This is a genomic window from Devosia sp. MC521 (assembly GCF_014127105.1).
GTDB lineage: Bacteria > Pseudomonadota > Alphaproteobacteria > Rhizobiales > Devosiaceae > Devosia.
This window is the reverse complement of the sequence record NZ_CP059902.1, coordinates 3,192,277-3,217,156: the sequence shown is the minus strand read 5'-3', so window position 1 is coordinate 3,217,156 and position 24,880 is coordinate 3,192,277. Positions and strand designations below refer to the sequence as shown.

The following is a 24,880-nucleotide window of genomic DNA, read 5'->3' as shown; positions in this document are numbered from 1 at the left end:
GCGCGGTCGTCACCCCACCCTCAATCTCTCCCCCTCAAGGGGAGGGAGGCAAGGGACGATGGGGCAGAGCGATTTTTGTAGCTTGGCGCAGTCAATCGGTGGCTAGGGCAGCGTCATGAAGGCGCTGGGCTTTTTCTACGTCCGGCAGCCGAACTTCGGCCCAATCAATCATGAAGCGCAATGCAGCCAGCAATTCGCGTCCTAGGGGCGTGATCGAATAGGTGACGGTGACCGGCGTCGTTGGCTCGACGGCGCGGGTGATAAGGCCGTCCCGCTTGAGAGACTGCAGCGTTTGGCTCAGCATTTTTTGCGAAATCCCGCCGATCTGACGCTTCAGATCATTAAAGCGTGTGTCCTCATCGCCGAGCACCAGAAGAATCAACACGCTCCATTTGTCGCCGATCCGATCGAGCAATTTGCGGGTCGGGCAATCACTGTCAAAGACGCGGCCGCGTGCGGGGCGGGTTCCCTCGGGGTAACCTGGTGGGGTGAAAGTGCCGTCTTGCATGGTTGGTTCCTGTCGAGCACTAGGTCTCCCATAGAAACCATCGGAGATCAAATATGAAAGTTGCAATGTTGGGCGCGAGCGGCCGCGCTGGCTCGGAAATCACCAAAGAACTGGCTCGCCGGGGGCATGTTGTTCTGGCGGTCGACACAAATCCCGACACCGTCCCCACGGCGCCGGGCGTCACGCCGGTTAAGGGGGATGCATTCGACGCTGCGGCACTTTCCAAGCTGATTGAAGGCTGTGACGTGGTGATTAGCGCGTTACGCTTTGACGTGCCCGCAGCCACGCTGTTGGCGGCGGCCAAGCAGGCTGGCATAGGGCGGGTTCTGTTTACCGGTGGCGCGGGGAGCCTTGAGGTTGCGCCAGGGGTCCGGCTCATCGATGCCCCCGGCTTTCCTGATGAAGCCAGACCCTTTGTGCAGGGCGGGATTACCTTCCTTGAGGATCTTAAGGGGGACACAGAGATCGACTGGATCTTCTTCTCCCCGGCGGCGGACTTTTTCGCCGGTCCGCGCCTCGGACACTACCGACTGGGGGGCAATACGCTGGTCACGGATGAAGCAGGGGTGAGCAAGATCAGTTTTGCTGACTATGCCATTGCGATGGTCGATGAACTCGAACAGCACAAGCACAGCCGCGAGCGCTTCACCGCTGCTTACTGAGTGCGCTGCCGCATCGGGGGGGGGCTTCCTCATGTCCTATAGAGCGGCGTGGGGAGTGCTTTTGCCCGATATAGGGGCTCGGTCGTCACCTCACCCTCAATCCCTCCCCTCAAGGGGAGGGAGGCGAAGAGGGACCGGTTAATTGGATAGGCTGGCGAAAACTTCGTATTGGGCGGCGAAGGCGCGTTGGTAAGCTGGGCGGGATTTGGCGCGGGCGATGTAGGAAACCAGAGATGGGTGGTTTTCGAGCAGGCCCGAGCTGCCTAAGCGGCTAAGGGTATGCACCATTAAAATATCGGCGGCGCTGAAAATGCCCACCAGCCACGGGGCATCGCCAAGAGCGGCGGCGAGTTGGGTAAGGCGCGTCGTGATGCGGGCGTCGATGAGCGCAAAATGTTCGGCCTGCCAGTCTTTGTCTGCCTCAAAGAATTTGGCGCTTTCCCGTTCGAGAATGGGCGGCTCTATGGTGCTCAATGCCGCAAACATCCAGCTTATGGCCTTGGCGCGCTCGGCAGGGGTTTCGGGCAGCAGGCCGGGGTGATGCTGGGCGATGTGCAGAACAATCGCACCTGTTTCAAAAAGGGCAATATCGCCGTCTTCAAAGCTCGGGATTTGCCCGAAGGGCTGCAGGGCGAGGTGAGGCGCTTGCTTTAATTCGGCGAAGGTTAGCAAGCGCACATCATAGCGCTGCCCGACCTCTTCGAGGGCCCAGCGCACCCGCATGTCTCGCGCCAATCCTGCGCCCTTATCCGGCGCGTTTTTAAAGGCTGTGATGGTGGGCATTGGGCGCTCCTGCGCGCGGGGCGGTGGACGGTCAGTTTAAGCGCCACGACAGGAGGGTGGATAGGGGCTCGTGGTCAGTTTTGAAAACTGTGGGGCCGTTGGCTCATCGCGCGGGTGGCCACGGGGCGTTGGGAAGCATTGTTTTGCTTTTCGTGGAAGATGGGGTGAGGATCGCCGGATAGTCCTTGGGAGGAGACGATGGCAGAGAGGGTTTTGTATTATACGCCGAATTTGAACCCGCGCGTGGCGGTGGCTGTCGCGCGGCATCTCAATGCACAGGTCCAATACAAGCGCTATGCGCCAATGGGGGCAGACAAAGACGCGTTTTTGGGGCTCAATCCCAATTCGCTCGCGCCGCTTTTGGTGGAGGATGGCGTGGCGCTGTGGGAGACAGACGCTATTGCGTTGCGGCTTATTGAGCTGACCGGCAGCGATTTCTGGCCGGATGAGCACAACGTTGAGATGATGAAATGGGTGAGCTGGAGTGCGCACCATTTTACCAGAGTTGCGGGCGATATTGTCTTTTACAATTATACGGCAGTGGCTTGGCAGGGGGAGCCCGACCCTAAGGTGGTCGAGGAACTGGTGGTTGATTTTCACCGCTTTGCGTCGATTTTAGACGCCGAACTGAGCCAACGGGAATGGCTGGTGGGCGGACGCATGAGCTATGCCGATTTTCGCGTCGCTTCCGCGCTGCCTTTTGCCGTGCAGGGCAAGCTGCCGCTGGAAGACTATAGCCATATCCGGCGCTGGCATGATCAGCTGTTGGATGTTCCGGCTTGGAAAGAGCCGTTTGCGGATTTGGCGTAAAGCGGCGCAGGCGGCTAGTCTTGGGTCACTTGGGGGGAGTTCAGAAGCACATGAGCGGATCGTCGCACGGAAACACGCAGAGCGAGCGCTTGCTTTATACGAGCATGGGGCCGATGCGGCGCGAGCAGCTGGGGATGATCTTGCCCCACGAACATGTCTTTGTTGATTTACGGACGCCTGATCAACCGGGCTATGCGCAGGCTGAGGCAGGTGAGGTCGTTGCGGTGATGGCCCCGCAAATTGAGGCTATCAAGCAGCGTGGCGTGACGGCCTTGGTGGAATGTTCGACCACAGGGGTTGGGCGTCGCGGGGATTTGGATCTGGCGGTTTCACAGGCGACCCAATTCCCCATCGTGGTGCCGACAGGCAGTTATCGCGAGCCCTGGATCACGCCCTTTGTCGCCTCGGCCGATGATGCGGCGCTGGAAGCATGGATGGTCGCGGAGTTGACTATTCGGCTGGAGGAAGCCGATTTCCGCGCCGGGTGGATTAAGATCAGCGCGGGGGACGATGGGATTTCGCCACTCGAAGAGCGGATCTTGCGGGCCGCGGCGCGGGCAGGGGCGCGCACCGGGGCCATTATTGGCAGCCACACTATTCGCGGGCGCGTGGCCCTGCAGCAGATCGATATTATCGAGGAGGAAGGGTATTCGGCCGATCGCTTTATCTGGATCCATACGCAGAGTGAGGCTGATCTCGGCCTGCATGATGAAGCGGTCGCTCGCGGCGCTTGGATTGAATATGACCACGTCGGGCGTGACCCGGACGATGCGGTGCGAGCGCTCATTTTGCGAGCCCACGAAAAGGGGCAATGGGACCAGCTTTTGGTCAGTCATGACCTTGGCTGGTATGACCCCGCCCAGCCGCGCGGGGGCAAGCAGCGGCCCTATACGCATTTGAGCGATGTGATGATGCCGCAATTGGGCGAGCACGGGGTGAGCGCGGAGGCGCTGCGGGCTCTGACGCACGATAATCCGTTTAACGCCTATGCGCGTTAGGCGGCGCGGGGGCTCGGGCTGGTGAGAGCTCGATCAGCCCGGTTTGGACGCGAAGACGTGGGTTTGCGCGGGTTCAGATTAGCGCTTGGACACGGCAATGCTGAAGATGCTCTCATTGGCTTCATGGAGGGACTTGGCGCTGTCGCTCGGGGACAAATCTGCCTCTTCCATCACACGTTCGTTCCGCTCACTCACGGACTTCACTCGATACATGAGTGGCCCTTTTTCGTGCGGCAAGCATGTCAAAACTTCGCAGGTTCCGGCGGGGCGATTGCTCCGGCGCAGATCGGTTCGCATATCGAGCAAATCGCCGACTTTATATCGGTGCAACATGGCAGATCTCCAAGATTTTATGCAGTCATCGGCTTAACGCTTCGGCCTGGCGACGGACGCCTGCGCGGCAGATTAGGTGACGGCGTTTGCCCGTCATTGCGCGCTGGTGCTGGTCGCGAGAGGGGCCGCTTGCATCGGCAGACTGCTTGAGCCCGATGGTCAGCGCTGGTGTGGGCCAGATAAATAAAAAGGCCGCCCGTAGGCGACCCTCAAGTGCCGTATAAGGCTTACTTGTCCAGAACGAGATTGATCGCGGACTCGCGACCGTCACGGCCTGTTTCAGCTTCGTAGCTGACCTTGTCATTTTCATACAGACCATCAACGCCGGAGTTCTGAACTGCGGAGATATGTACGAAATGATCCTTGCCGCCATTGTCTGGCGTGATGAAGCCAAAGCCCTTGGTGGCGTTGAAGAATTTTACGGTACCGTTCAAACGGGTCATGGGAATATCCTTAGTGCTCGAGATCACTACAAAACGAGCTATTACCCCATCGCGACATGCAATGGAGTTGTAAACGTTCGCAAAGTTGATCAGAAAGCCAAGGCCCAGTTTACACCGGGGAACGGCAGCCGACTTGGGCTGAAAACGAGTAAATAGGTGTATATCAGATACGCCCAGAAAGCACAATGACGAATGTTTTTTGGGATTTATTTCTAGCGTTTGTCGGATAATTCGGCGCTGAACGGTCCAAATTTCATTAAGGCGACGAATTCTAAAACTATAATCGAAAGATTGCCCCGGGCGACCCGTCGCTGGGTAGGGAGAGAATTTGTCGGTCCAGTGCATGACGGCGTGCGCGGCAGAGAGATCGGCGCAGCGGCTTGCGTTTGAAGGCAAAAAGGATCAGGAACTTGGGTTCACATTAGACGAGGACCCATGGCCCGCACTCCAAACTACAATTTCGAACGTCAAGAACGCGACCGGCTCAAATCGCTTAAGAAGGCTGAAAAGGCGCAAGCCAAGCTCAAGCCTGTGGTCGAGGCCGACGAGACGGTGGCTTCCGACGAAGCGTCCGCTTGAGAGTGAAGCGCGTCGAAATCAGTATGTGCGCTGTTTTGGTGCTGTTTTGCCATTGGATGGGGCAATGATGAGCCAGATCGAAAACGATGGAGCTGAGGTCTTGAACCAGTTGGGCTGGTCAGCGTTTTTCCAAGATCAGCTCGCGGGCGATGAGCATGACCTTGTGCCATTGCGGATCGATGGCGTGCATCGCCGGCGATTGACGGGGTTGTCAGCCGCCGGTCAGATCCAGCTCGAGCTGCCGCCGCACACCAATACTGGTGATTTTGCAGTGGGCGATTGGGTGTTGGCCGAGCCCATTACCTCTCTCCTCGTGCGCAGGCTCGATCGCAAAACCGTGCTGGAGCGCAGCGCTGAAGGGCGTAAGCCGATGCAGCTGGTGGCGGCCAATGTCGACACGCTGCTCATCGTTGCCTCGTGCAATGCGGACTTTAACCTCGCGCGCCTCGAACGCTATTTGGCCTTTGCCAATGAGGCGGGCGCAGAGCCTGCCGTCGTGCTGACCAAGGCCGATCTGGCAGAGGATGTCGCGGCACTGGAACAGCAAGCCTCGGCGCTACAGCGTGGCCTGGCTGTCATCTCGCTCAATGCGCGCGAAGAAGACGCCGCGGCCAAGCTGCGCCCCTGGTGCGGACCGGGCGCAACCGTAGCGCTCGTCGGTTCATCGGGGGTGGGCAAGTCTACGCTCGTGAATACCCTTGTTGGTTCTGACGGGGGACACCCCCAGCTAACCGGCGCGGTCCGGCAGGGCGATGATAAAGGCCGCCACACGACGACCTCGCGATCACTCCATGCCATGGCAGGCGGTGGTTGGGTGATCGACACGCCGGGCGTCCGGAGCTTGCACCTCAAGGATGTGGCGCAGGGCCTCGATACGCTCTTTGCCGAGATCACCGAACTCGCGCCCTCGTGCAAATTCCGCAACTGTAGCCATGACCATGAGCCCGGATGCGCCGTGCGGGCGGCAGTCGCCGTTGGCGAGCTTGATCCAGAGCGCCTTGAGCGGTGGAAGAAACTGCAGGCTGAAAGCCGGGGGTAAGTCGGTTTTGAGCGGTGGCCCCACTCAGCGGGCAATGACTCTGGCTTGGTGGAAGGCCCCCTCACCCGACGCTGCGCGTCGACCTCTCCCCGTGGGGGCGAGGTGAAGAGGCTTGGGCTTGTTGCCCCCCACCCTCAGTCCCTCCCCTCCAGGGGGGACTGTTCATTTGGGACTCCTTATGAGGTGTCTGTTGAAGAACAGATTGAGCGTAATCTCGAGCATCTGCACTGTTTTGGAGACGCGCTTTGTCCGCCGATTGAACCGCGCAAGATTGTCCCTGATTGAGGAATTGGAGGACTCAATCAGGTGGGTTTGCGCCTTTGTTTCCAGATGTGGCACGGTCACGCCATTGCGCTTGAAAGCGAGTGCGTAACAAGAGTTGGCATCGGTAAAGATGGCCCCGATCTCACCCACAGCCTGAAGGGCCAAGCGGTAAGCCGTGATCGCACTTTCTACGCCTTTGTCACCGATGTGGTGGGCAACAACGCGGCGCTGTCTTCGGCTATAAACGGTCCAGATAACCGCTCGCTGCTGTTTTTTTGGACGTAGGTATAGATCTCGTCCATCTCAATAATATCGGGCCCGCTCGCTGGCGTACCGCGCTGAGCCGCAATCCGCTCTTGCAAGATGTCGTGCTCCTTGCGGATCCATTTAAGGACCGCGGCTGGGGAGGCCGAAAGGACGCGCCCAATGGCCCTAATGCCGGTGCCGTTGAGATACATCTGAACGGCCTGCGCTTTTGTCTCAGCGCTGAATTTAGGGGCGCGATCAGTAAAGTACCGACCACACTGCTTACAGCTAAATCGCTGGTAACCCGCCTTGAGGCCGCGCTTGACCGTGGCAGTGCTAGAACAATCTGGACAATCCATCTCAAACCCTCCGGCAAATCACCCCCAAGCAATCAAACTAGAATCCCAAATGAGCAAGTTGTAAACAGTCCCCCTCCAGGGGGAGGGAGGAAGAGCGGTGTTGGTGGAGAGCTGTGGAGAGGCGTCCCGTTTTGGAACGTCAATGGGCTGTTTTATCAATTTCAAACCTGAGACGCCTGCAATCCCTCGTTTGACGGTGTGAAGGGCTAAAATAGTTTGGCGACTGTGCAGTTTACCTCTTGGTCAGAAGTCTTACCAAACCCCAAAGATTAACGAAGTTTTCACCAAGCTGAACGGGTTTTGGGGATTGCGGGGAGATTGAGGGGCGCTGTGGACAGGCGCTTGTGTGTTGCGGGGATAAAATCGCTATATATAGCCGTGAACAAAAGCGGATTTATGCGTTGGCGTCGATTCGGTGCTGCTTCGTTCCAATTTTGTTCTGAGCGTTAAAATGCCAGCGATCACAGGGAAGACAGTGTGCTTTTCCGAGACGCGTGCGGAAGGTACTCGCAACTGCCGCAAGGACGGACTACATAGGCCCTAATGAGTTTCCGTCCTAACGCCCCGGTCAAGGCAATCCTTGGCCCAACAAACACTGGCAAGACCTACTTCGCCATCGAACGCATGTTGGCCCATCCCACCGGGATGATTGGTCTGCCGCTGCGCTTGCTGGCGCGCGAGGTCTATCAGCGCGTGGTCGAGCGTGTGGGCGTGCAGGCGGTGGCGCTGGTAACGGGCGAAGAACGCATCGTGCCGGAAAAGCCGCGCTATTGGGTGGCGACGGTTGAAGCCATGCCCACCGATATTCACGTCGATTGCGTGTGTATCGACGAAATCCAAACCGCGATCGACTTTGACCGCGGGCATGTGTTCACCGACCGCATTTTGCATACGCGCGGCTTGCAGGAAACCTTGCTGCTGGGGTCGCTGACCATGGCCGGGGTGATCTACAAGCTCGTGCCGCATGTCGAGATTATCGAGCGTCCGCGCTTTTCGCAGCTGACTTACTCGGGCTCAAAGAAGATGAGCCGCTTGCCAGCGCGTTCGGCCATTGTCGCGTTTTCGGCGCGGCAGGTTTACGCCATTGCCGAATTGATGCGCCGCGAACGCGGTGGCGCGGCGGTGGTGATGGGGGCGCTATCGCCCCGCACGCGTAATGCACAGGTGGAGCTCTATCAAAACGGGGATGTGGATTTCCTCGTGGCGACTGACGCCATCGGCATGGGGCTCAATTTGGATATTGGGCACGTCGCTTTTGCCGACGATAGCAAATTTGATGGGCGGCAGAGCCGTCCATTGACGCCGTCCGAACTCGGGCAAATCGCGGGCCGCGCCGGTCGTCACAAGCGTGACGGCACGTTTGGCGTGACCGGTGGGACCGAGGGATTCGACGAAGAATTGGTTATTGCGCTCGAAACACACGACTTCGAGCCGATAAAAGTGGTGCAATGGCGCAACAGCGCGCTAGATTTTTCATCTCTAGAGCGTCTGCATGCAACACTAGAAAAAGCGCCTAGCGACAGAACTTTAACCAGAGTTCCTGTGGCTACAGACCAATTGGCACTAGAATTTCTGGCCAGAAATGAGGCGGCAAGCCTCGTAAAAGGCCAGAATAGCGTCAAACTCCTCTGGGAATGTTGTCAGATACCTGATTATCAGGGCATCTCACCTGCTGCGCATGGTGAGATCGTAACGCGCATTTACTCGGACTTAAGGCGAAAAGGTTCTGTCAACGCAGACTGGATTGCCGAGCAGGTGCGCTTTTGCGACAATGCAGAGGGCGACATTGACACTCTGAGCAACCGGATTAAGCAAATCCGGACTTGGACCTTTGTCGCAAATCGTAAAAACTGGCTTGAAGACCCAATTCATTGGCGCGAAAAGACGCGAGACATAGAGGATCGACTGAGTGACGCTCTACATGAACGGCTCACACAGAGGTTCGTCGACAGGCGCACCAGCGTACTGCTCCGCCATCTGAAAGACAAACGTATGGTATCTCCCGAGATCAATGAACGTGGCGAAGTGCGGCTGGAAGGCCACCTCATCGGCACGCTCGAAGGCTTCCGCTTCACCCTTGCCCGAACAGAAGGCGACACTGACGCCAAGGGCGTTCGTACCGCGGCCGAGTCTGTGGTCGCGCCGGAGATTCACCACCGAGCCGACCGGCTCGCGGGTGCGCCGAACGAAGAATTTGTGCTGACGACCGATGGCCGTCTGCGCTGGCGCGGTGAAGTTGTGGCGGAACTAGCAGAAGGCGATAGCCTCTATCGTCCGCGTATCATCACTCTGGCTGACGAAAGCCTGACCGGTCCTGATTTGGACCGCGTGCAGGATCGTCTGTCGCTCTGGCTCCGCCACCACATCAACACCGTGCTTGAGCAGGTGATGAGCCTGGAAGCGCCGGCCGACGTTGAAGGCACCGCTCGCGGCATCGCCTATCGCCTGTTCGAAAACCTTGGCGTCATGCCACGCGCGGCAATGGCCGACGATGTAAAGGGTTTGGATCAGGACGAGCGCGGCAAGCTGCGTAAGCTGGGCATCAAATTTGGTGCTTACCACATCTACCTGCCGCTATCGCTCAAGCCCGCGCCTCGCGAGCTGGCACTGATTCTCTTCGCTTTGAAGAACGGTGGCGTGCGTCAGGCAGGCGTGACCGATATTCCGCACATCGTGCTGTCGGGCCGCACCTCCTTCCTCGTCGATCCTGAAGTCGATACGCGCCTTTATGAGGTTGCAGGCTTTAAGGTTGCCGGTAAGCGCGCTGTGCGTATCGATATTCTCGAACGCCTTGCCGATATCATTCGTCCGCTGATCGCGCTCGACGCATCGCGCCCATACCAGGGTGAGCTGCCAGTGGGTGCTGCCGAAGCCAATGGCTTCCGCGTCACGGTCGAGATGACCTCGCTGCTGGGTTGCTCGGGCGAAGATTTCGCCTCGATTCTCTCATCGCTGGGCTATCGCCTGCGCAAGACCGTAAAGGTTGCGGCGCCGGTTGAAGTCGTCGCGGATGCACCAGCGGCTGATGCTGCTGACGCGGTTGCTACCGAAGGGGCAGCGCCTGCTGCTGAAGCAGAAGTGGCTGCACCGGCTGCTCCAGCAGAGCCTGAGTTTGACGAAGTGTGGTTCCCAGGTGGCCGTCGCCACAATGAGAACAACCAGAATCGTCGTCCTGAAGGCCGTGGTCGTCGCCCAGAAGGTGAAGGTGCGCAGCAGCAGGAACGTCGTCCGAACGAGCGTCCGCGCAATAAGGGCCCACGTCGTCCTGAAGGCGAAGAGCGCAATACGCGTCCGGCTGGCAAGACTCGCCCAGAAAAGACCGAACGTCCGGAGAATCGCCGTCCTCCTCAGCGCGAAGAGCGCAAGGTGGCCTTCGATCCGAACAGCCCGTTCGCAAAGCTTGCCGCGCTGCGCGGCAAGTCCGAGTAAGACAAATTGGGACCGGGCGAGGTTCCGCTCCGCAAGGAGCGGCTCGACCGGTTCCTCTTTTTCTCGCGTGCCGTAAAGTCACGCACTCTGGCGCAAAAGATCATCGAAACCGGCGCCATCCGGGTCAATTCCGAAAAGACCGATAAAAGTGACCATAAGGTCGGCGCAGGCGATGTGCTGACGATGGCGCTGCACAATCGCGTGCTCGTCTGGCGCATTGTTGATCCGGGCGTAAGGCGGGGACCGGCAGCCGAAGCCCAAGGGCTCTATGAGGATCTCTCACCCCCACCTCTGCCGAAATCCGAGAAAAGCCCCTATGAGGCGGCGATTGCCGAGCGGGCACCGGGGGCAGGGCGTCCGACGAAAAAAGAGCGGCGCGACACCGATCGTCTGCGCGATGGGTTCGAGGAATAGAATAACGTATTCACCAAGAGCTGTTCTGCGCCAAACAGTCTCCCTTGCTAGCCTTGCGGCCTCGGCAAAAACACGTTAGCACCAAACCCAGTTGAGATTGGCCCGGTCCTGCCCAAGGCTAGGGTCGCTTCCCCACGGGAAATCCTGCAAATATGACTTACATTGTCACCGACAACTGCATCTCCTGCAAGTACACCGACTGCGTTGAAGTTTGTCCTGTAGACTGCTTCTACGAAGGCGAGAACATGCTGGTCATTCACCCGGACGAGTGCATCGACTGCGGTGTGTGTGAACCAGAATGCCCGGCCGAAGCGATCAAGCCCGATACCGAGCCAGGCCTCGACTCATGGCTTGAACTGAATCGGAAGTATGCAGCCGCTTGGCCTAATTTGACCGAACGTCGCGATCCTTTGGCGGAAGCAAAGGAACGTGATGGCGAAGAAGGTAAGCTCGAAAAGTACTTCTCTGAGACGCCCGGCGAAGGCGACTAAAGCTGCGTACACAACTTGCCGCCGCCGGTTTTTCTCGGCGGCGCAAGGGTTTGTTGGGAAAGGGCTAAACTGTGACGCGCGCGCGCTTGCGCAGTATTCGCGCTTTGATTAGTACCTTTTGATTCTGCCGAAATTTTATGCTATGGTACTCCCATAAGCAGTTGAGCCCGTCAGCACCGTGCCTTTAGGCACGATTTTTTTGACACACATCATCTGGTGAATGGCGCACGGAAAGCGGATCCGGGCGACCGTGAAGCTCTGCTGCCTGAAACGCTTCGGCGTTTGAGTAATTGAGTATCTATGGCAGGTCCTTGCCGCAAGGAACCGGCCATTGTGGGGCGTCAACAAGGAGTTCCAGCATATGGTAGCCAAGAAGCAGCAGCAGCGGCTTGGGTTCAAGACGGGCGAATTTGTCGTCTACCCAGCACATGGCGTCGGCGTGATCGTGTCGATCGAAGAGCAGGAAGTCGCCGGGCTAACCCTTGAGCTGTTCGTTATCAGCTTTGAACAAGACAAGCTGACACTGCGCGTCCCTACAGCAAAGATCAAGTCTGTTGGCATGCGTAAGCTGGCCGAAGACGAAGAAGTGAAGAAGGCGCTCGACACCGTTACCGGTCGCGCTCGCGTCAAGCGCACCATGTGGTCGCGCCGCGCTCAGGAATACGAAGCCAAGATCAACTCGGGCGATCTGATCGCTATTTCGGAAGTTGTTCGTGACCTCTATCGTTCTGAAGAACAGCCAGAGCAGTCCTATTCGGAACGCCAGCTGTTTGAACAGGCAATGGATCGCATGAGCCGTGAAATCGGTTCGGTGCGTAAGCTGACCCTGACCGAAGCTGTGCAGCTGATCGAAAAGCAGCTCGCCAAGAGCCCGAAGCGCACCAAGGCTGATGCCGCGGACGCTGATAGCGACGAAGAAGCTGCCGCGTAAGTTTCGACGACGCATTGAGATTAAAAGGGTCGGTGGTAACACCGGCCCTTTTTGGTTTTGGGATTTTTGCTGTTTTGGCTTTGGGGATGTTGCCCCACCCTCAATCCCTCCCATCGAGGGGGAGGAAGGCGGACTAGTGTTTTTTGGGGGGCTTGGGAGATCGGCCCGGCCGTCCAGCGGGATGACGGTGTGGGTAGAGTATGGGGTGGTATGCTAGGGGGCTGTGGGAGGGCCTCCTCACCCGCCGCTGCGCGTCGACCTCTCCTCCGGAGGGAGAGGTGAAGAAGTGCTTTGATTTGGTCGTAAACATTGGGTGATGCCCCCCCACCCTCAATCCCTCCCCTCAAAGGGGAGGGAGGCGGAGCGGTGTTTTTTGGGGGGCTGTGGGAAGGCTTAGGCCTTGTCACCCAAAAGCTGGGTCATTGAGACTTTGGCGCTGCCGGGTTTTAGGGGTTTTTGTTGGCTTTCGTGGGGGACCCAGCCGGCCAGCCAGATGATTTCTAAAGTGGCGCGGATGCGGCCGTCGGGGTCGGCGTCGCGGTTCGCATAGGCTTGTGCCGCCTCGGCGAGGAGCGTGCGGGTGGCAAAGCGTTTGGGGCGCTCGAGCAAGGGGTTGGATGCGCCCAAGGCTTTCACTTCGACCATGAGCGCGAAGGGAGATGAATAGCGGACGCGATGGGTTTCGACGTCGGCAACGGGCAGGGCAAAGCCGGCGCGTTGCAAAAGACCGCCCGCATCACGCACTTGCGCCATCGGAGCAACGCGCGGCGAGGAGCCACCCGAAATTGTTAGGTCGGCAGAGAGAAAAGCTTCGCGCAGTTCGGTGAGCGTATCGCCGCCCAAAAAGGCCGCCATGAAAAGACCATCGGGTTTGAGACGGCGGCGGAGACGAACGAGGTGGCCGGGCACATCATCAATGGTGTGGAGATGGAGAAGCGAGATGATGAGGTCTTGCTCGCCTTCGGGCAGGTCGGGAAATTCGGCCCCAGAATAGGCTTCGATGGGCGTGACAGGGACGGGGCCATCGGCGGTGAAGAGGGTTGTCGGAAGCGTCGAGGCGTCGGGCGCGATGATGATGGCGCGGGAAAAGTTGCGCTTATAGGCACTGAGGCGTTCCGCCAAATCTTCCAGCACCAGATCGCGGACGAAGTTTTCGCTTGTGGCGCGGCGCGCCAAATTACGGGCGATCTGGGCGGCGTCGAAGAGGCGGGGCGGGGCAGACATAAGAGGGGCTTTCGCCAAATCGGGGCTGTGACAGAATGTCTCTTATGAAGAGGGGCGGAAGCGAAGTCAAAGCCGGAGCATTGAGGCGTGTGCGCGAGGGGCTCGCGTGGGCGGGCGCTTCTGTGCTCGACCAGTTGTATCCGCCCTGTTGCGGCGGTTGCGGGGCGCCATTGGCCGAGGCTCAAGGGTTATGTGGGGCGTGTTTTGCAAAGCTGCGCCCGATCACCGCCCCGCTCTGTTCGGTAATGGGCATACCAGTGGAAGCGGAAGGGGGAGACTTTCTGTCCGCTGAGGCGATTGCGGACCCGCCGCCCTTTGCGCGCGCCCGAGCCAGCGTTCACTACAATGAGATGGCGGGGGCGCTGGTCGCCAAGCTCAAATATGGCGACCGGCCGGAGCTGGCGAAGCTGTGCGCGCGGTTGATGGTTGGCGCGGGGAGAGAGTTTTGGAGCGCAAAACCGGTGTTGGTGCCGGTGCCGCTGCATGCCAGCCGCTTGCGGTTTCGGCGCTACAATCAATCCATGATGCTGGCGCAGGAAATTGCGCGCTTGGTGGGGCTAGAAGTTGATGCGTTCGTTGTGAGGCGCAAACGCAAAACCGCGCAGCAAGTTGGGCTCAGTGGCGATCGGCGGCTGAGAAATGTGCAGGGAGCCTTTGCCACGCATCCACATGCTTTGGAGCGGTTGAAAGGGCGCGGGGTGGTGATTGTTGACGATGTTTACACCACAGGCGCGACGGTTAAGGCGGTGACGCGCGCGCTCAAGCGGGCGGGTGTTGAGAAGATTGACGTGCTTAGCTTTGCCCGCGTTGTCATTGGCGACGACAACCCCATATAAGAGGCACAATAGTGACGGAGAATTCAAATGGCTAAGGTCGAAATCTATACGACCCCGACATGCCCCTACTGCCACGCCGCTAAGGCGCTGCTCACTGAAAAGGGCGTTGCCTTTGAGGAAATCAGTGTTGTGGACCCGGCGGTGCGCGAGCTGATGATGGAACGCGCTCATGGTCGTCGCACCGTGCCGCAAATCTTCATCGGCGAAACCCATGTCGGGGGCTATGACGATATGTCGGCGCTTGATCGCCAGGGCGGGCTCGATCCGCTGTTGGCGAACTAAGCGGACCCCAATTTAGCCGAGCTGAGCGTTTCACCATGAAGATCGCCGCCATTCAAATGTGTTCCGGGCTTGATCCGCAGGCCAATCTGGCCGCGCTGGAGTCCATGTTGGCGGAGGCTTCGGCCGCTGGGGTGCGGTATGCGCAGACCCCGGAGGTTGCATTGTTGTTCCCGGAAAACCGGGATCAGCTGCGCTCGGTGGCGGCGAATTTTGAAGGGCACCCACAGCTCCAGCGCGTCGGGGAACTGGCCAAGCAGCACAGCATGTATGTGCATATTGGTTCGCTCCCGATTCCGCTTGAGGATGGGCGCTTTGCCAATCGCTCGGTGCTGTTTGGGCCCGATGGGCAGCAGGTGAAAATCTACGATAAGATCCACCTGTTCGATGCCGATATTGCCGGGCTCAACGCCTATCGCGAGAGCGCCACCTATAAGGCGGGCGAAGAGGCAGTGGTGGCACAGGTGGATGCGTTCACTCTTGGGTTTGCCATTTGCTACGACATGCGCTTCCCAAAACTGTTCAACACGCTGGCTAATGCCGGAGCGCAGCTCATGGCTGTGCCAGCCGCGTTTACGGTGCCGACAGGGCAGGCGCATTGGCATGTGCTTTTGCGCGCGCGGGCGATTGAAACTGGCTCTTATGTGATTGCGGCGGCGCAAGGCGGGCATCACCCCAATGGTCGTGCCACTTATGGGCATTCGCTGATCATCGATCCTTGGGGGAAAGTTATTGCGGAGTTGGACCATGATCGGCCCGGCGTGTTGATCGCTGATATTGATTTGGCGGCGGTGGGCGAGGCGCGCCAACGTGTGCCGGCCTTGGCCAATGCCCGCAGCTTTGCCGCTCCGGCTTTGCATGAGGGGTAAAACCCCCTATATGACCGGGATGGCACCAAAACTGCCCCTGCAAGAACGATTTGAACCGTGATCCAGTATTCATTGCATTGTGCCGAAGGGCATAGCTACGACGCTTGGTTTAAGAGCGCAGCGGCTTATGACGAGCAGAAAGCGCGTGGCATTGTGCTGTGCGCGATCTGTGGCGGACGCTCCGTAGAAAAAGCGATGATGGCGCCCGCTGTGGCGCGCAAGGATAGTGAACGTGTGTCGCTGTCCGCTGCTCATCCGGAAGCGGCCAAGGTTCGCGAATTTTTGCGCCAGTACCGCCAGAAGGTGGTCAACGAAGCGGACTATGTTGGCGATAAATTTGCCGAGGAAGCGCGCAAAATCCACTTCGAGGAAGTTGCACCGCGCGGGATTTATGGCGAAGCGACCAAGGATGAGGTCGCAGCGCTGGTCGACGAGGGTGTTGAGTTTCTGCCCCTGCCTGATGTGGGCGAGGAGAACTGAGGCTTTACGCTTCAGCGTGTTGAATTTTTCAAAGGCCGCCAGTGATCTGCTGGTGGCCTTTTATCGTAATATCAAGGTTAAATAGCGCGTTTGAATTCATGCTCGCGTTTATTTGAACTCTTTCCGCCTCTGCCGGCGTTTAGGCAGAAACCGCATTAGGATGAGACCAGTGGCCAAGCCCAACTCGGAACAGAAGACGAAGCGGAAGCGTCCTAAAGGGATGCTGATTTTCGGTTTGGTGGCGCTGGTGGGGCTTGGGGCTTATGGAGCCATTGCTCGCCCCTGGGAGCCCAAGCGTGTGCAAGTGGCGCTGGAAACCATCGCGCCGCAGGATATTTCGCAAGTGTTGGCGGTCAACGGGCGCGTCGCGGCAAAAAACTCGGTGACGGTGCGCGCGGCGGTTTCGGCTAAGGCGCTGACTGTGGCGGCGGACACCGGCGATACGGTGGAAAAGGGCCAGGTGCTGGTCGAACTCGATAAGGCACTGGCCGATGCGCAGTGGCAGCAGTCCCGGGCTGCGCTCGATGCGCAAAAGGTGAAAGAAAGCCAAGCCAAGGCGACCGCTGAGCGGGCGCAGGCCTTGGGCGAAAATGCCTCGCGCTCGACGCGCGAAGACGCCGAACTTTCATTGTCGGCAGCAATTGCTGAGACGGCGCGCCTGCAGGCAGCGCTGGAACAGGCCGATGCGCAGCTCAAGCAATATACGATTACTGCGCCGATCTCGGGCGTGGTGCTCAGCCGTGGTGTTGATTTGGGGCAGTTGGTGGATACGCAAGGCGAGCTCTTCAGCATCGCCGATCTCTCCGACCTCGTGGTTGAGACCGATGTCGACGAGCTTTATTCCTCGCGCGTTGCGGAAGGGCTGAAGGTTTTGCTCAAGCCTGTGGGGGCGAGCGTCGCCCAGCATGGCACTGTTACCTTCGCAGCGCCGACTGTGGATGCATCCACCGGTGGTCGGGCGATCAAGATTGGTTTTGATGAGGCGGTGGATCTGCCCGTTGGGCTGACGGTCAATGCCAATGTGATTGTTGAAGAGGTGAGTGGCGCGCTTTCGGTGCCGCGCCGCGCGATTATCACCGAAGGCGCGCAGAGCCATGTGATGGTGGCCAATGCTGGCGTCGCAGAGGCCCGGCCCATTGAGTTCAATGATTGGCCAGCGGAGCGGGTGATTGTCACCAGCGGGCTGAACCAGGGCGATGTGCTGATCCTCGATCCGGCCAAGGTTGAGGCTGGCACATTGGTCGCGGAATAGCGCCATGGTTTATGGCTTTAAAATCGCCTGGCGCTATCTGACCTCTAACAAAACCCAGACGGGGTTGCTGATCGCCGGTGTGGCGGTTGGCGTCTTCGTGTTCATCTTTATGAGTGCGCTGATCGGTGGGCTCGGGAGCTATCTGGTGCAGCGGACAGTGGGCAATATCGCCCATGTGACGCTGGAAGTGCCAAGCCGCGACGCGGGGCTTCTACTGCCGGAAGACGCGCAAGCCCAGGTCGTGCAGCAAAAGGCGACGGGGCAGCGCGAGACCTTGCGCACCGCTGACGCGTTTTTGCCCTCCATTGAGGCCATGCCGGGTGTGCGCGCGGTGTCGCCGCAGATCGTGGGCAATGGCTTTGTCATTCGGGGGCAATCGCGTGCCCCGGTTTCCATCACCGGTCTGGATGCGGACAAGGTGTCCTCTATCGCCGATATTGAGTCGGCACTGGTGGCGGGGACGACGCTGTTATCCAACGCCAGCGTATTGGTGGGACGGACCCTCGCCAACGACCTCGGGGTGAGTGTCGGGCAGGTGATCCGGCTGCAATCGGACCGCAATGTTGAACGCTCGCTGGTGATCGGCGGGATTTTCGAGCTTGGCGTTGAGGCGATTGATGCGCGGGCGGCTTATGTGAGCACTGCGACGGCGCGGGTGTTGATGGAGCTGCCGCAGGGGGTGAGCAAGGTTGAGGTGAAGCTATTCGATCTCAATCAAGCGGACGCCTATGCCCGCCAATTGGGTGCGGACACTGGACTTAAGGCGACGTCTTGGACGGAGGGCAATGCCAGCTTGCTCGATGGGCTTAAGGCGCAGGCCAATTCGGGCAATCTGATTAAGGGCTTTGCTCTGGTGACGATCGTTATTGGGGTGGCATCGGCGCTGTTGCTCTCGACCTATCGTCGCCGTCCGGAGATCGGGATTATGCGGGCCTTTGGCGCCAGCCGCGGCTTTGTGGTGGCGGTGTTTGTTATTCAGGGCACGCTGATTGGTGTGCTAGGTGCGTTGATCGGGGCTGGGCTGGGGTATTTGACGCTATCGCCCTTCCCTGTTCCGGAAGAGGCCACCTCGGGCGGTCTGCCGATTGACGTGCGGCAGGGGGCCTATGGGCTTGCCATCGCGCTGACGGCGCTGGGGGCGATTTTGGCGTCCATTCTGCCGGCGCGAGCAGCGGCGAAGGTGGACCCTGTTTCGGTGATTGGCCAATGAGTGCGCTGGTTGAAATTCGCAATCTGATCAAGACCTATGGCGAGGGCGAGGCGGAAACGCGCGTGCTCAAGGGGCTCAATATGGAGCTTGCCGAAGGGGATCTAGCGGCGCTGCTAGGCCCATCGGGTTCGGGCAAGAGCACTCTTCTGACGATTTTGGGCACGCTGATGCAGCCGACGAGCGGCGAGCATTTTATGCTGGGGGAGAACCTCAGTACGGCTAAGGATGCGGAGCTGACCGAGTTTCGCAACAAGCACATCGGTTTTGTCTTTCAGTTCCACCATTTGCTGCCCGATTTCACGGCGCTGGAGAATGTGGTGTTCCCGGCGGCGCTCGGCGCGGGGCGGGAAACGGCCAAGGACAAGAAGCGCGCGGCCGAGCTGCTGGAACGCGTTGGTCTCGGCCATCGCATGGATTTCCGGGCCACCCAGCTTTCTGGCGGGCAGAAGCAGCGCGTGGCGATTGCACGGGCGCTGATGAACCAGCCCGAGCTTATTCTCGCGGACGAACCGACCGGAAATTTGGATCGGGAATCGGCAAGTCAGGTGATGGAGCTGATTCACGAGATCAATGAGAATGAGAAGACCACCTTCCTCATCTCAACGCATGACGAAAAGATCGCTGCCTCGTGCAAACGCCAGATCAAGGTGGTGGACGGCAAAACTGTAGCGGACTGAAGGGCGGTTTCTGTCGCTTCGTGTATGATGCTGGAAAACGTAGTTGTCTGCCGCGCTGAAGCGGGGGTGTAGCTGCTGACAGATTTTGGCCCATACTGTGCTAAGGCTTGTCGGAGTGAGGGCAGGCATGACCATGTTTCAGCGCGAAAAATTCGATGAGCTTTTGGGCTCTTGGCCGGGCGTGACTTTTGTCGATCAGTGGGACAGTCACATCGCCAAGGTGGGCGGCAAGGTATTTTGCCTGTTGAGCGATGGCTCGCCGCGGATCGTCGTCAAAGTGAGCGAGATGAGCTTTGAGATGCTGACCGGCCTAGAGGGGATCAGCCAAGCGCCGTATTTCGCCAAACGCGCCTGGGTGCAGGTCTTTGACACAGCGCCGTTGAGCGAAGACGATCTGCTCGCTTATGCGCGCCAATCCTACACGCTGGTCGCCAAAGGGCTGCCCAAGAAGCTACGCTTGGAGCTGGGCATTACCGACGATGTTGGGAAGGTTTTTTAGGTCGGTCCGATAGGGAGGGTGGAATCCCCGCTATCGAACCTAACCAAACAACAACCTTGGCAGGCCGTTGAGTAGCTGAATGTGGGTCTAAGCCTTGTTGCTCTTCGGCGCAACCCCTGAACCGGCGAAAGGCACAATTGTACGGTGCGACAGTTTGAGCGTGCGGTGGATAAGGGCTGGAAGGGCGACTTTGACCTCATAGCGCCAGAAGCGGCGGAGTTCGTAAGCGAGCGAGCGCTTTTGTGTGTGAATATGCTGGGCGGCATGTGCGCGTTCGCCGTGGAGGTCTGACCCCACACGCAAGGTCGGATTGAGACGATCTTCCTGGACGACAAGCGCGGGAACGAGCTGGCGTATGGTCAAATTGGTGGTGTCAGGCAGGTCGCGCCAAATCACCCGGTCAACGATGGTGTGATGCAGTGTGTGGTTGGCAAGGTAGCGCTCGGCGGCTTTGCGGGTGAGGACATAGCCTGCCGCCCCCCACGTAAAGTGCTGCATGTCATGCAGAGTGTATCCGCCGAGGGAGCCAACTGGCGTAACAGAAATCTGGCTTTTGGGGTCGAGGAAGGTTTCCAAGCGCAGCAGATCGCAAGGTAGGCCATGGGCGTCGATATGCTCGAACAGGGCGCTCAGCTGCGGCGCTAGAATGGCGTCGTCTTCGAAAATGGCGGCGACAGGGGCGTCGGACGCGAGAAAGGCGCGCATGGCCCGGAAGTGGCTTGAGGTGCAGGCCAATTCAACGCGCAACATGGGCTCAAACAGATGGGGTGCGCAATATTTTGCGTCCAGTTCTGGAGTGATGTCGTCAAGCGTGAAGGCGGAGATGCGGGTTGCGTTGATCTTTAGATCAGCAAAACGTTTTTCCATCGCCTCGCGCCGGTCGGTGCGGCGGTCGAGGTTAATGTAGTAGCTCAGCATGTGCCCCCCGGCAGTTTTTAGTCGTTCTTTTGGCGCGCCAAAAGCGCATCCGGTTCCACAAAGGCACGACGTGTTTTACCCCAGAGACGTCGCCAGAATTTAATGAGGTTGATCTGCGCATCGCTGAGCCAGAAGTAAGCGATCGCGTGCGGCACTGCGAGGTGACGCGGCTTCATGCCCATCTTGCCGTTACCAACTTGAACATCGCCTTGATAAGGCGTGCCAAAGAAGCGATCTTCTTGGATAGCGAGCGCCGGCACCAGTTGCATGGCACGAAACATGGTACCGGGTTTACGGAATGGGAAGTACAACACAAAGTCATAAGGGCGCGATAGCGCCGATCGCTCTGCCAAAATTGCCTTGGCGGCATCGCGATTGACGATGTAGGCCGCGGTCCCTGCACAGCGACTGGCGATTTCGTGGGCCTCGAACGCGCCTAATTGGAGCGGTTTTGTGCTGAAGAAGTGCTGCGGGTCCAAATAGGTTTCAAGTCGCAGTATGTCGAAACCGGAGAGGGGCGTTTGCAGCAGATCGGCGACTGCGTTTGAGAGCAACACGTCATCTTCGAGGATGAGCGCGTAGGTGTCATTGGTCGCCAAAAACGCTTCCAGCGCGCGATGGTGGCTGAGCGCGCAGGCCAGCTCGGTGATGCGCACATGCTCGACATTGGCTAAATTTGTATGGCTGATAACCAGGTCGTGCGCGATGTTAGCGGGCGTAACCGCTTGGATGCGAGTGCCTGTTAGGCAAAGAGCGGCAAGTTTGCGCTCCATAGCCTCGCGCCGGTCGCTACGGTGGTCGAGGTTAATGTAGTAGATTTTCACACGAACACTGCCAGTATCTGATCGGAAATGCAGGCTCCAACGAACGACTTGCTGTAGGCCGGAGAGCTAGACACAGCTTTTATCCTGCTCAGAGACACAAAAAAAGCCCCGGTGGTGAGACCGGGGCTTTGTCACATTATGGCGTGAAGACTTAGTCTTCGAGCTTGCTGACGTCGCGGACGGCGCCGGTGGAGGCGGAGGTGACGAGCATGGCGTAAGCCTTGAGGGCTGTCGTGACCTTGCGCTTGCGCTTTTCAGCTGGCTTCCAGCCGAGCTTGTCCTGTTCGACGCGGCGGGCAGCCATTTCGGCATCGTTGACCAACACGTTGACGGTGCGGTTCGGGATGTCGATTTCGATGATGTCGCCTTCGCGCACCAAGCCGATAGCGCCGCCTTCGGCCGCTTCCGGCGAGGCGTGGCCGATGGAAAGGCCTGAGGTGCCGCCCGAGAAGCGACCGTCGGTCAGCAGAGCACAGGATTTGCCCAAGCCCTTGGACTTGAGGTAGCTCGTTGGGTAGAGCATTTCCTGCATGCCCGGACCGCCACGTGGGCCTTCGTAGCGGATGACGAGGACGTCGCCAGGCTTGATCTCGTTGGACAGAATGGCCTTAACGGTCGCGTCTTGGCTTTCAAAGACACGGGCTGGGCCGCTGAATTTCAGGATCGACTCGTCAACGCCTGCGGTTTTGACGATGCAGCCGTCGAGAGCGATATTGCCCTTGAGAACCGCCAGACCACCATCCTTGGAGAAGGGGGTTTCGGCTGAACGGATGACGCCGTTCTGACGGTCGAGGTCGAGGTCGTTCCAGCGGTTGGACTGGGAGAAGGCCTGTGTGGTGCGGACGCCGCCCGGCGCTGCCTTGAAGAACTCGCGTACTTCTTCGGAATTGGTACGGGAGATGTCCCACTTGTCGAGCGCATGCGCCATGGATGGGGCGTGGATGGTCGGCTCGTCGCGGTTGATCAGACCCGCGCGGTCGAGCTGGCCCAGGATGGCCATGATGCCGCCTGCACGGTGAACGTCTTCCATATGGACGTCGTTCTTGGCTGGAGCGACCTTGGACAGAACTGGAACGCGGCGGGAGAGCGCGTCGATATCGTCCATGGTGAAATCGACGCCGCCTTCGTGGGCAGCGGCAAGAATGTGCAGAACCGTGTTGGTCGAGCCGCCCATAGCAATGTCGAGCGCCATGGCGTTTTCAAACGCCGCCTTGGTGGCGATGGAGCGCGGAAGAACGCTTTCGTCTTCCTGCTCGTAATAGCGACGGCAGAGATCAACAACGACGTGACCGGCCTGCTCAAAGAGGCGCTGGCGATCGGAGTGGGTGGCAAGGGTCGAGCCATTGCCCGGCAGGGATAGGCCGAGGGCTTCGGTGAGGCAGTTCATCGAATTGGCGGTGAACATGCCTGAGCACGAGCCACAGGTTGGGCAGGCGTTCTGCTCTACGAGTTCGACTTCTTCGTCGGTGTAATTGTCGTCAGCCGCCATAACCATGGCGTCGACGAGATCGAGCGCCTGCAACTGACCCTTGATCATGGCCTTGCCAGCTTCCATCGGGCCGCCGGAGACGAAGACCACAGGAATGTTGAGACGCATCGCAGCGTTCAGCATGCCGGGGGTGATCTTATCGCAGTTGGAAATGCAGACCATGGCGTCGGCGCAGTGGGCGTTGACCATGTACTCGACCGAGTCAGCGATGATGTCGCGACTTGGAAGCGAATAGAGCATGCCGTCGTGGCCCATGGCGATGCCATCGTCCACGGCAATAGTGTTGAATTCCTTGGCGACGCCGCCAGCCTTCTCGATCTCGCGCGCGACGAGCTGGCCGAGGTCCTTAAGGTGTACGTGGCCAGGCACGAACTGGGTGAAGGAGTTGACGACCGCGATGATCGGCTTGCCGAAGTCACCGTCTTTCATACCGGTGGCGCGCCAGAGGCCGCGCGCGCCGGCCATGTTACGGCCATGGGTACTGGTACGGGAACGATAGGCAGGCATTTGGCACATCCTCGAACAGGGAAGCCGGTTGGGGCCGGTTTGATATCTCCCCTGTCAATAAACCCATTAGCGGCGGCGGACAACTAGAAACCGTACCGATGGGTACGGTTGCGGCGCAGATTTTTGTCTTGGGTTTCTTGCTAGCTTGCTTGGTGGAAAACCATAGACTGGCAGGCGTTTGCGCTGCGGCTTAGTCGTCTGTTGGGGTTTTGGAGCTGGTGTGCGCTTTGGCGGCAGGGATTTTCGTCACCAGCAATTGGTTGAGCCGCATCTTGTCTGCGTCCACGACTTCAAAGCGGTAGCCTTCGGCCTCAACGCGATCCCCCTTGCGGGCGGCGCGGCGCAGGCGATGGACGACGAAGCCGCCGATGGTTTCAAACGAGCCTTCAAAGCCGATGTGATGTAGGCTCAGCGCCGACATAACGTCAACAATTGGAGTGACGCCATCGACCAGCCAAGACTGGTCATCGCGTTGCATGATTTGGCGTTCTTCAAAGGGATTGGCGAGGCCCAAAACCAGAGGGGCCATGAGGTCTTTGAAAGTCACGATGCCGACAACATTGGCGTATTCGGAAACCACCAACGCCACGCCGGTGTCCTGTGCCTGGAATTCGGCCAGAACTTCCCAGACGTTGAGACTGTCTGGGACGGAGGCCATTTCGCGGCGGATTTTCTTGAGTTCGAGCTCGCTGGCGGTATCGAAAGCGTCGGCAAGGACGTCTTCGGCACGCACGCTGCCAATGACATTGTCGAGACCACCATCGCATAGTGGATAGCGCGAAAACGGATGGTACTTGACCTTCTCGCGCTGCGTCTCGCGGCTGTCGTTGATGTCGAGAAAGACGATGTCGTCACGCACGGTCATGACTGAGGTGACGGAGCGCAGCTCTAGGGCCAGAACATTGTTGATGAGCTGATGCTCACGCTTCATCAAAGCGCCCGAGGCTTCGCCACCGGCTAGGATCATGCGGAAATCCTCGGTCGTGATCTCGTCACTGCGATCAGGCTCGATGCGCAGCAAAGAAATGATCCATTCCGAAATGCTCGAAAACACCATGACGATGGGGCGCAGGAGGCGGATTTGCATTTCGACAAAGCCGACGACCAAAAGCGCTGAGCGCTCGGGGATCATCATGGCGACACGGCGCGGCACGAGATCGCCGAACATGACGAAGGCCGAGGTGATGATAATAAAGGCGACGATGTCAGCGGTGATGGTGGCGACGTCGGTGGGCAGGACTGTGCTCAAACCCGAGGCGATGAGAGGGCCGAGGGCGCCAGAGCCGACGATACCGGCAAGGATGGAGACAGCGTTGGTGCTGATCTGGAGCGCCGTGATCACTGTTCCGGATTTGGCTCGTAAGTTAATAAAGCGAAGGGCGCGCTTATCGCCAGCCTCGGCTAGGGCGCGGATGCGGATCTCACGGGCGGCAGCAAAGGCAATTTCCGACAGAGCGATGTAGACGCTGATAGCAATGAGCAGAAGGATAAGGATTAGGCCGAAAATTAAGCTCATTGCGTCTCGCT

General features: G+C 58.9%; 27 protein-coding genes. 17 read left to right on the top strand and 10 right to left on the bottom strand.

Going from position 1 to position 24,880, the window contains the following annotated elements; all coding sequences use genetic code 11:
- Positions 1-91: 91 nt before the first annotated feature.
- A complete protein-coding gene (locus H4N61_RS15495; protein WP_169195492.1) occupies positions 92-508 on the bottom strand; it encodes a helix-turn-helix domain-containing protein in 417 nt (138 codons plus the stop codon).
- A 53-nt stretch (positions 509-561) separates the two neighbouring features.
- Here H4N61_RS15495 and H4N61_RS15490 point away from each other — a divergent pair, with 53 nt between their 5' ends.
- A complete protein-coding gene (locus H4N61_RS15490; protein WP_182394422.1) occupies positions 562-1,170 on the top strand; it encodes an NAD(P)H-binding protein in 609 nt (202 codons plus the stop codon).
- A 138-nt stretch (positions 1,171-1,308) separates the two neighbouring features.
- Here the strand turns inward: H4N61_RS15490 and H4N61_RS15485 are convergent, their stop codons facing one another.
- The gene (locus H4N61_RS15485; RefSeq protein ID WP_169195490.1) at positions 1,309-1,953 is read right to left on the bottom strand and encodes a glutathione S-transferase family protein; all 645 of its coding nucleotides are present in this window, start codon (positions 1,951-1,953) and stop codon (positions 1,309-1,311) included.
- 198 nt (positions 1,954-2,151) lie between these two features.
- On the opposite strand from H4N61_RS15485, the gene H4N61_RS15480 reads away from it, so the two are divergent.
- Both H4N61_RS15480 and H4N61_RS15475 read left to right on the top strand, forming a co-directional pair.
- Complete coding sequence (locus tag H4N61_RS15480; protein WP_169195489.1) at positions 2,152-2,763, top strand: glutathione S-transferase family protein; 612 nt, start codon at positions 2,152-2,154, stop codon at positions 2,761-2,763.
- 50 nt (positions 2,764-2,813) lie between these two features.
- Positions 2,814-3,761, top strand: a complete 948-nt coding sequence (locus H4N61_RS15475) for an esterase (RefSeq protein WP_248305993.1) — start codon at positions 2,814-2,816, stop codon at positions 3,759-3,761.
- Positions 3,762-3,839: 78 nt separating this feature from the next.
- On the opposite strand, the gene H4N61_RS15470 is transcribed toward H4N61_RS15475, so the two are convergent.
- Positions 3,840-4,094 (bottom strand): hypothetical protein, encoded by a 255-nt coding sequence (locus tag H4N61_RS15470; RefSeq protein WP_169195488.1) that lies wholly within the window; start codon positions 4,092-4,094, stop codon positions 3,840-3,842.
- A 227-nt stretch (positions 4,095-4,321) separates the two neighbouring features.
- On the bottom strand, positions 4,322-4,537 hold the full coding sequence (locus H4N61_RS15465) for a cold-shock protein (protein ID WP_169195487.1): 216 nt from the start codon (positions 4,535-4,537) through the stop codon (positions 4,322-4,324).
- Positions 4,538-4,972: 435 nt separating this feature from the next.
- On the opposite strand from H4N61_RS15465, the gene H4N61_RS15460 reads away from it, so the two are divergent.
- Together H4N61_RS15460 and rsgA are read left to right on the top strand one after the other, a co-directional pair.
- Entirely contained in the window at positions 4,973-5,116 is a 144-nt protein-coding gene (locus tag H4N61_RS15460) for a hypothetical protein (RefSeq protein WP_169195486.1), read from the top strand.
- A 67-nt stretch (positions 5,117-5,183) separates the two neighbouring features.
- Positions 5,184-6,155, top strand: coding sequence for a ribosome small subunit-dependent GTPase A (rsgA, locus tag H4N61_RS15455; RefSeq protein ID WP_182396048.1), 972 nt, complete (start codon positions 5,184-5,186; stop codon positions 6,153-6,155).
- A gap of 452 nt (positions 6,156-6,607) precedes the next feature.
- Here the strand turns inward: rsgA and H4N61_RS15445 are convergent, their stop codons facing one another.
- Positions 6,608-7,024: an IS1 family transposase gene (locus H4N61_RS15445; RefSeq protein ID WP_182394339.1), complete on the bottom strand. Its 417-nt coding sequence runs from the start codon at positions 7,022-7,024 to the stop codon at positions 6,608-6,610.
- Between the two features lie 543 nt (positions 7,025-7,567).
- Between H4N61_RS15445 and H4N61_RS15440 the strand changes: the two genes are divergently transcribed.
- From H4N61_RS15440 to H4N61_RS15425, 4 genes are all read left to right on the top strand, one after another.
- Positions 7,568-10,453 (top strand): helicase-related protein, encoded by a 2,886-nt coding sequence (locus tag H4N61_RS15440; RefSeq protein ID WP_182394421.1) that lies wholly within the window; start codon positions 7,568-7,570, stop codon positions 10,451-10,453.
- Between the two features lie 6 nt (positions 10,454-10,459).
- Positions 10,460-10,867, top strand: a complete 408-nt coding sequence (locus H4N61_RS15435) for an RNA-binding S4 domain-containing protein (RefSeq protein ID WP_182394420.1) — start codon at positions 10,460-10,462, stop codon at positions 10,865-10,867.
- Positions 10,868-11,019: 152 nt separating this feature from the next.
- Positions 11,020-11,358 carry a ferredoxin FdxA gene (gene fdxA, locus H4N61_RS15430; protein ID WP_169195483.1) on the top strand — a complete coding sequence of 113 codons (339 nt, stop codon included), beginning with the start codon at positions 11,020-11,022 and terminating at the stop codon, positions 11,356-11,358.
- A 361-nt stretch (positions 11,359-11,719) separates the two neighbouring features.
- Entirely contained in the window at positions 11,720-12,289 is a 570-nt protein-coding gene (locus H4N61_RS15425) for a CarD family transcriptional regulator (protein WP_169195482.1), read from the top strand.
- Positions 12,290-12,682: 393 nt separating this feature from the next.
- On the opposite strand, the gene H4N61_RS15420 is transcribed toward H4N61_RS15425, so the two are convergent.
- Positions 12,683-13,513, bottom strand: a complete 831-nt coding sequence (locus H4N61_RS15420) for an SAM-dependent methyltransferase (protein WP_169195481.1) — start codon at positions 13,511-13,513, stop codon at positions 12,683-12,685.
- A gap of 35 nt (positions 13,514-13,548) precedes the next feature.
- Here H4N61_RS15420 and H4N61_RS15415 point away from each other — a divergent pair, with 35 nt between their 5' ends.
- The 8 genes from H4N61_RS15415 to H4N61_RS15380 all read left to right on the top strand — a co-directional run bounded on the left by H4N61_RS15415 (position 13,549) and on the right by H4N61_RS15380 (position 19,615).
- Complete coding sequence (locus H4N61_RS15415) at positions 13,549-14,349, top strand: ComF family protein (protein WP_349236463.1); 801 nt, start codon at positions 13,549-13,551, stop codon at positions 14,347-14,349.
- Between the two features lie 27 nt (positions 14,350-14,376).
- Positions 14,377-14,631 (top strand): glutaredoxin 3, encoded by a 255-nt coding sequence (grxC, locus tag H4N61_RS15410; RefSeq protein WP_169195480.1) that lies wholly within the window; start codon positions 14,377-14,379, stop codon positions 14,629-14,631.
- A gap of 35 nt (positions 14,632-14,666) precedes the next feature.
- Complete coding sequence (locus tag H4N61_RS15405) at positions 14,667-15,497, top strand: carbon-nitrogen hydrolase family protein (RefSeq protein ID WP_182394419.1); 831 nt, start codon at positions 14,667-14,669, stop codon at positions 15,495-15,497.
- A 57-nt stretch (positions 15,498-15,554) separates the two neighbouring features.
- The gene (locus H4N61_RS15400) at positions 15,555-15,977 is read left to right on the top strand and encodes a DUF1178 family protein (RefSeq protein WP_182394418.1); all 423 of its coding nucleotides are present in this window, start codon (positions 15,555-15,557) and stop codon (positions 15,975-15,977) included.
- Between the two features lie 169 nt (positions 15,978-16,146).
- Positions 16,147-17,229 (top strand): efflux RND transporter periplasmic adaptor subunit, encoded by a 1,083-nt coding sequence (locus tag H4N61_RS15395; RefSeq protein ID WP_182394417.1) that lies wholly within the window; start codon positions 16,147-16,149, stop codon positions 17,227-17,229.
- A gap of 4 nt (positions 17,230-17,233) precedes the next feature.
- Complete coding sequence (locus H4N61_RS15390; protein ID WP_169195476.1) at positions 17,234-18,439, top strand: FtsX-like permease family protein; 1,206 nt, start codon at positions 17,234-17,236, stop codon at positions 18,437-18,439.
- The gene (locus H4N61_RS15385) at positions 18,436-19,116 is read left to right on the top strand and encodes an ABC transporter ATP-binding protein (RefSeq protein ID WP_169195475.1); all 681 of its coding nucleotides are present in this window, start codon (positions 18,436-18,438) and stop codon (positions 19,114-19,116) included. The genes H4N61_RS15390 and H4N61_RS15385 overlap by 4 nt, the downstream gene beginning before the upstream one ends.
- Positions 19,117-19,243: 127 nt before the next feature.
- Positions 19,244-19,615 (top strand): MmcQ/YjbR family DNA-binding protein, encoded by a 372-nt coding sequence (locus H4N61_RS15380; RefSeq protein WP_169195474.1) that lies wholly within the window; start codon positions 19,244-19,246, stop codon positions 19,613-19,615.
- 87 nt (positions 19,616-19,702) lie between these two features.
- Here the strand turns inward: H4N61_RS15380 and H4N61_RS15375 are convergent, their stop codons facing one another.
- The 4 genes from H4N61_RS15375 to H4N61_RS15360 form a co-directional block, all read right to left on the bottom strand.
- Positions 19,703-20,533 (bottom strand): glycosyltransferase family 25 protein, encoded by an 831-nt coding sequence (locus H4N61_RS15375; protein WP_169195473.1) that lies wholly within the window; start codon positions 20,531-20,533, stop codon positions 19,703-19,705.
- A 17-nt stretch (positions 20,534-20,550) separates the two neighbouring features.
- Positions 20,551-21,357 carry a glycosyltransferase family 25 protein gene (locus H4N61_RS15370; RefSeq protein WP_169195472.1) on the bottom strand — a complete coding sequence of 269 codons (807 nt, stop codon included), beginning with the start codon at positions 21,355-21,357 and terminating at the stop codon, positions 20,551-20,553.
- A 151-nt stretch (positions 21,358-21,508) separates the two neighbouring features.
- The gene (gene ilvD, locus H4N61_RS15365) at positions 21,509-23,353 is read right to left on the bottom strand and encodes a dihydroxy-acid dehydratase (RefSeq protein ID WP_169195471.1); all 1,845 of its coding nucleotides are present in this window, start codon (positions 23,351-23,353) and stop codon (positions 21,509-21,511) included.
- 190 nt (positions 23,354-23,543) lie between these two features.
- The gene (locus H4N61_RS15360; protein ID WP_182394416.1) at positions 23,544-24,869 is read right to left on the bottom strand and encodes a hemolysin family protein; all 1,326 of its coding nucleotides are present in this window, start codon (positions 24,867-24,869) and stop codon (positions 23,544-23,546) included.
- Positions 24,870-24,880 lie beyond the last annotated feature (11 nt).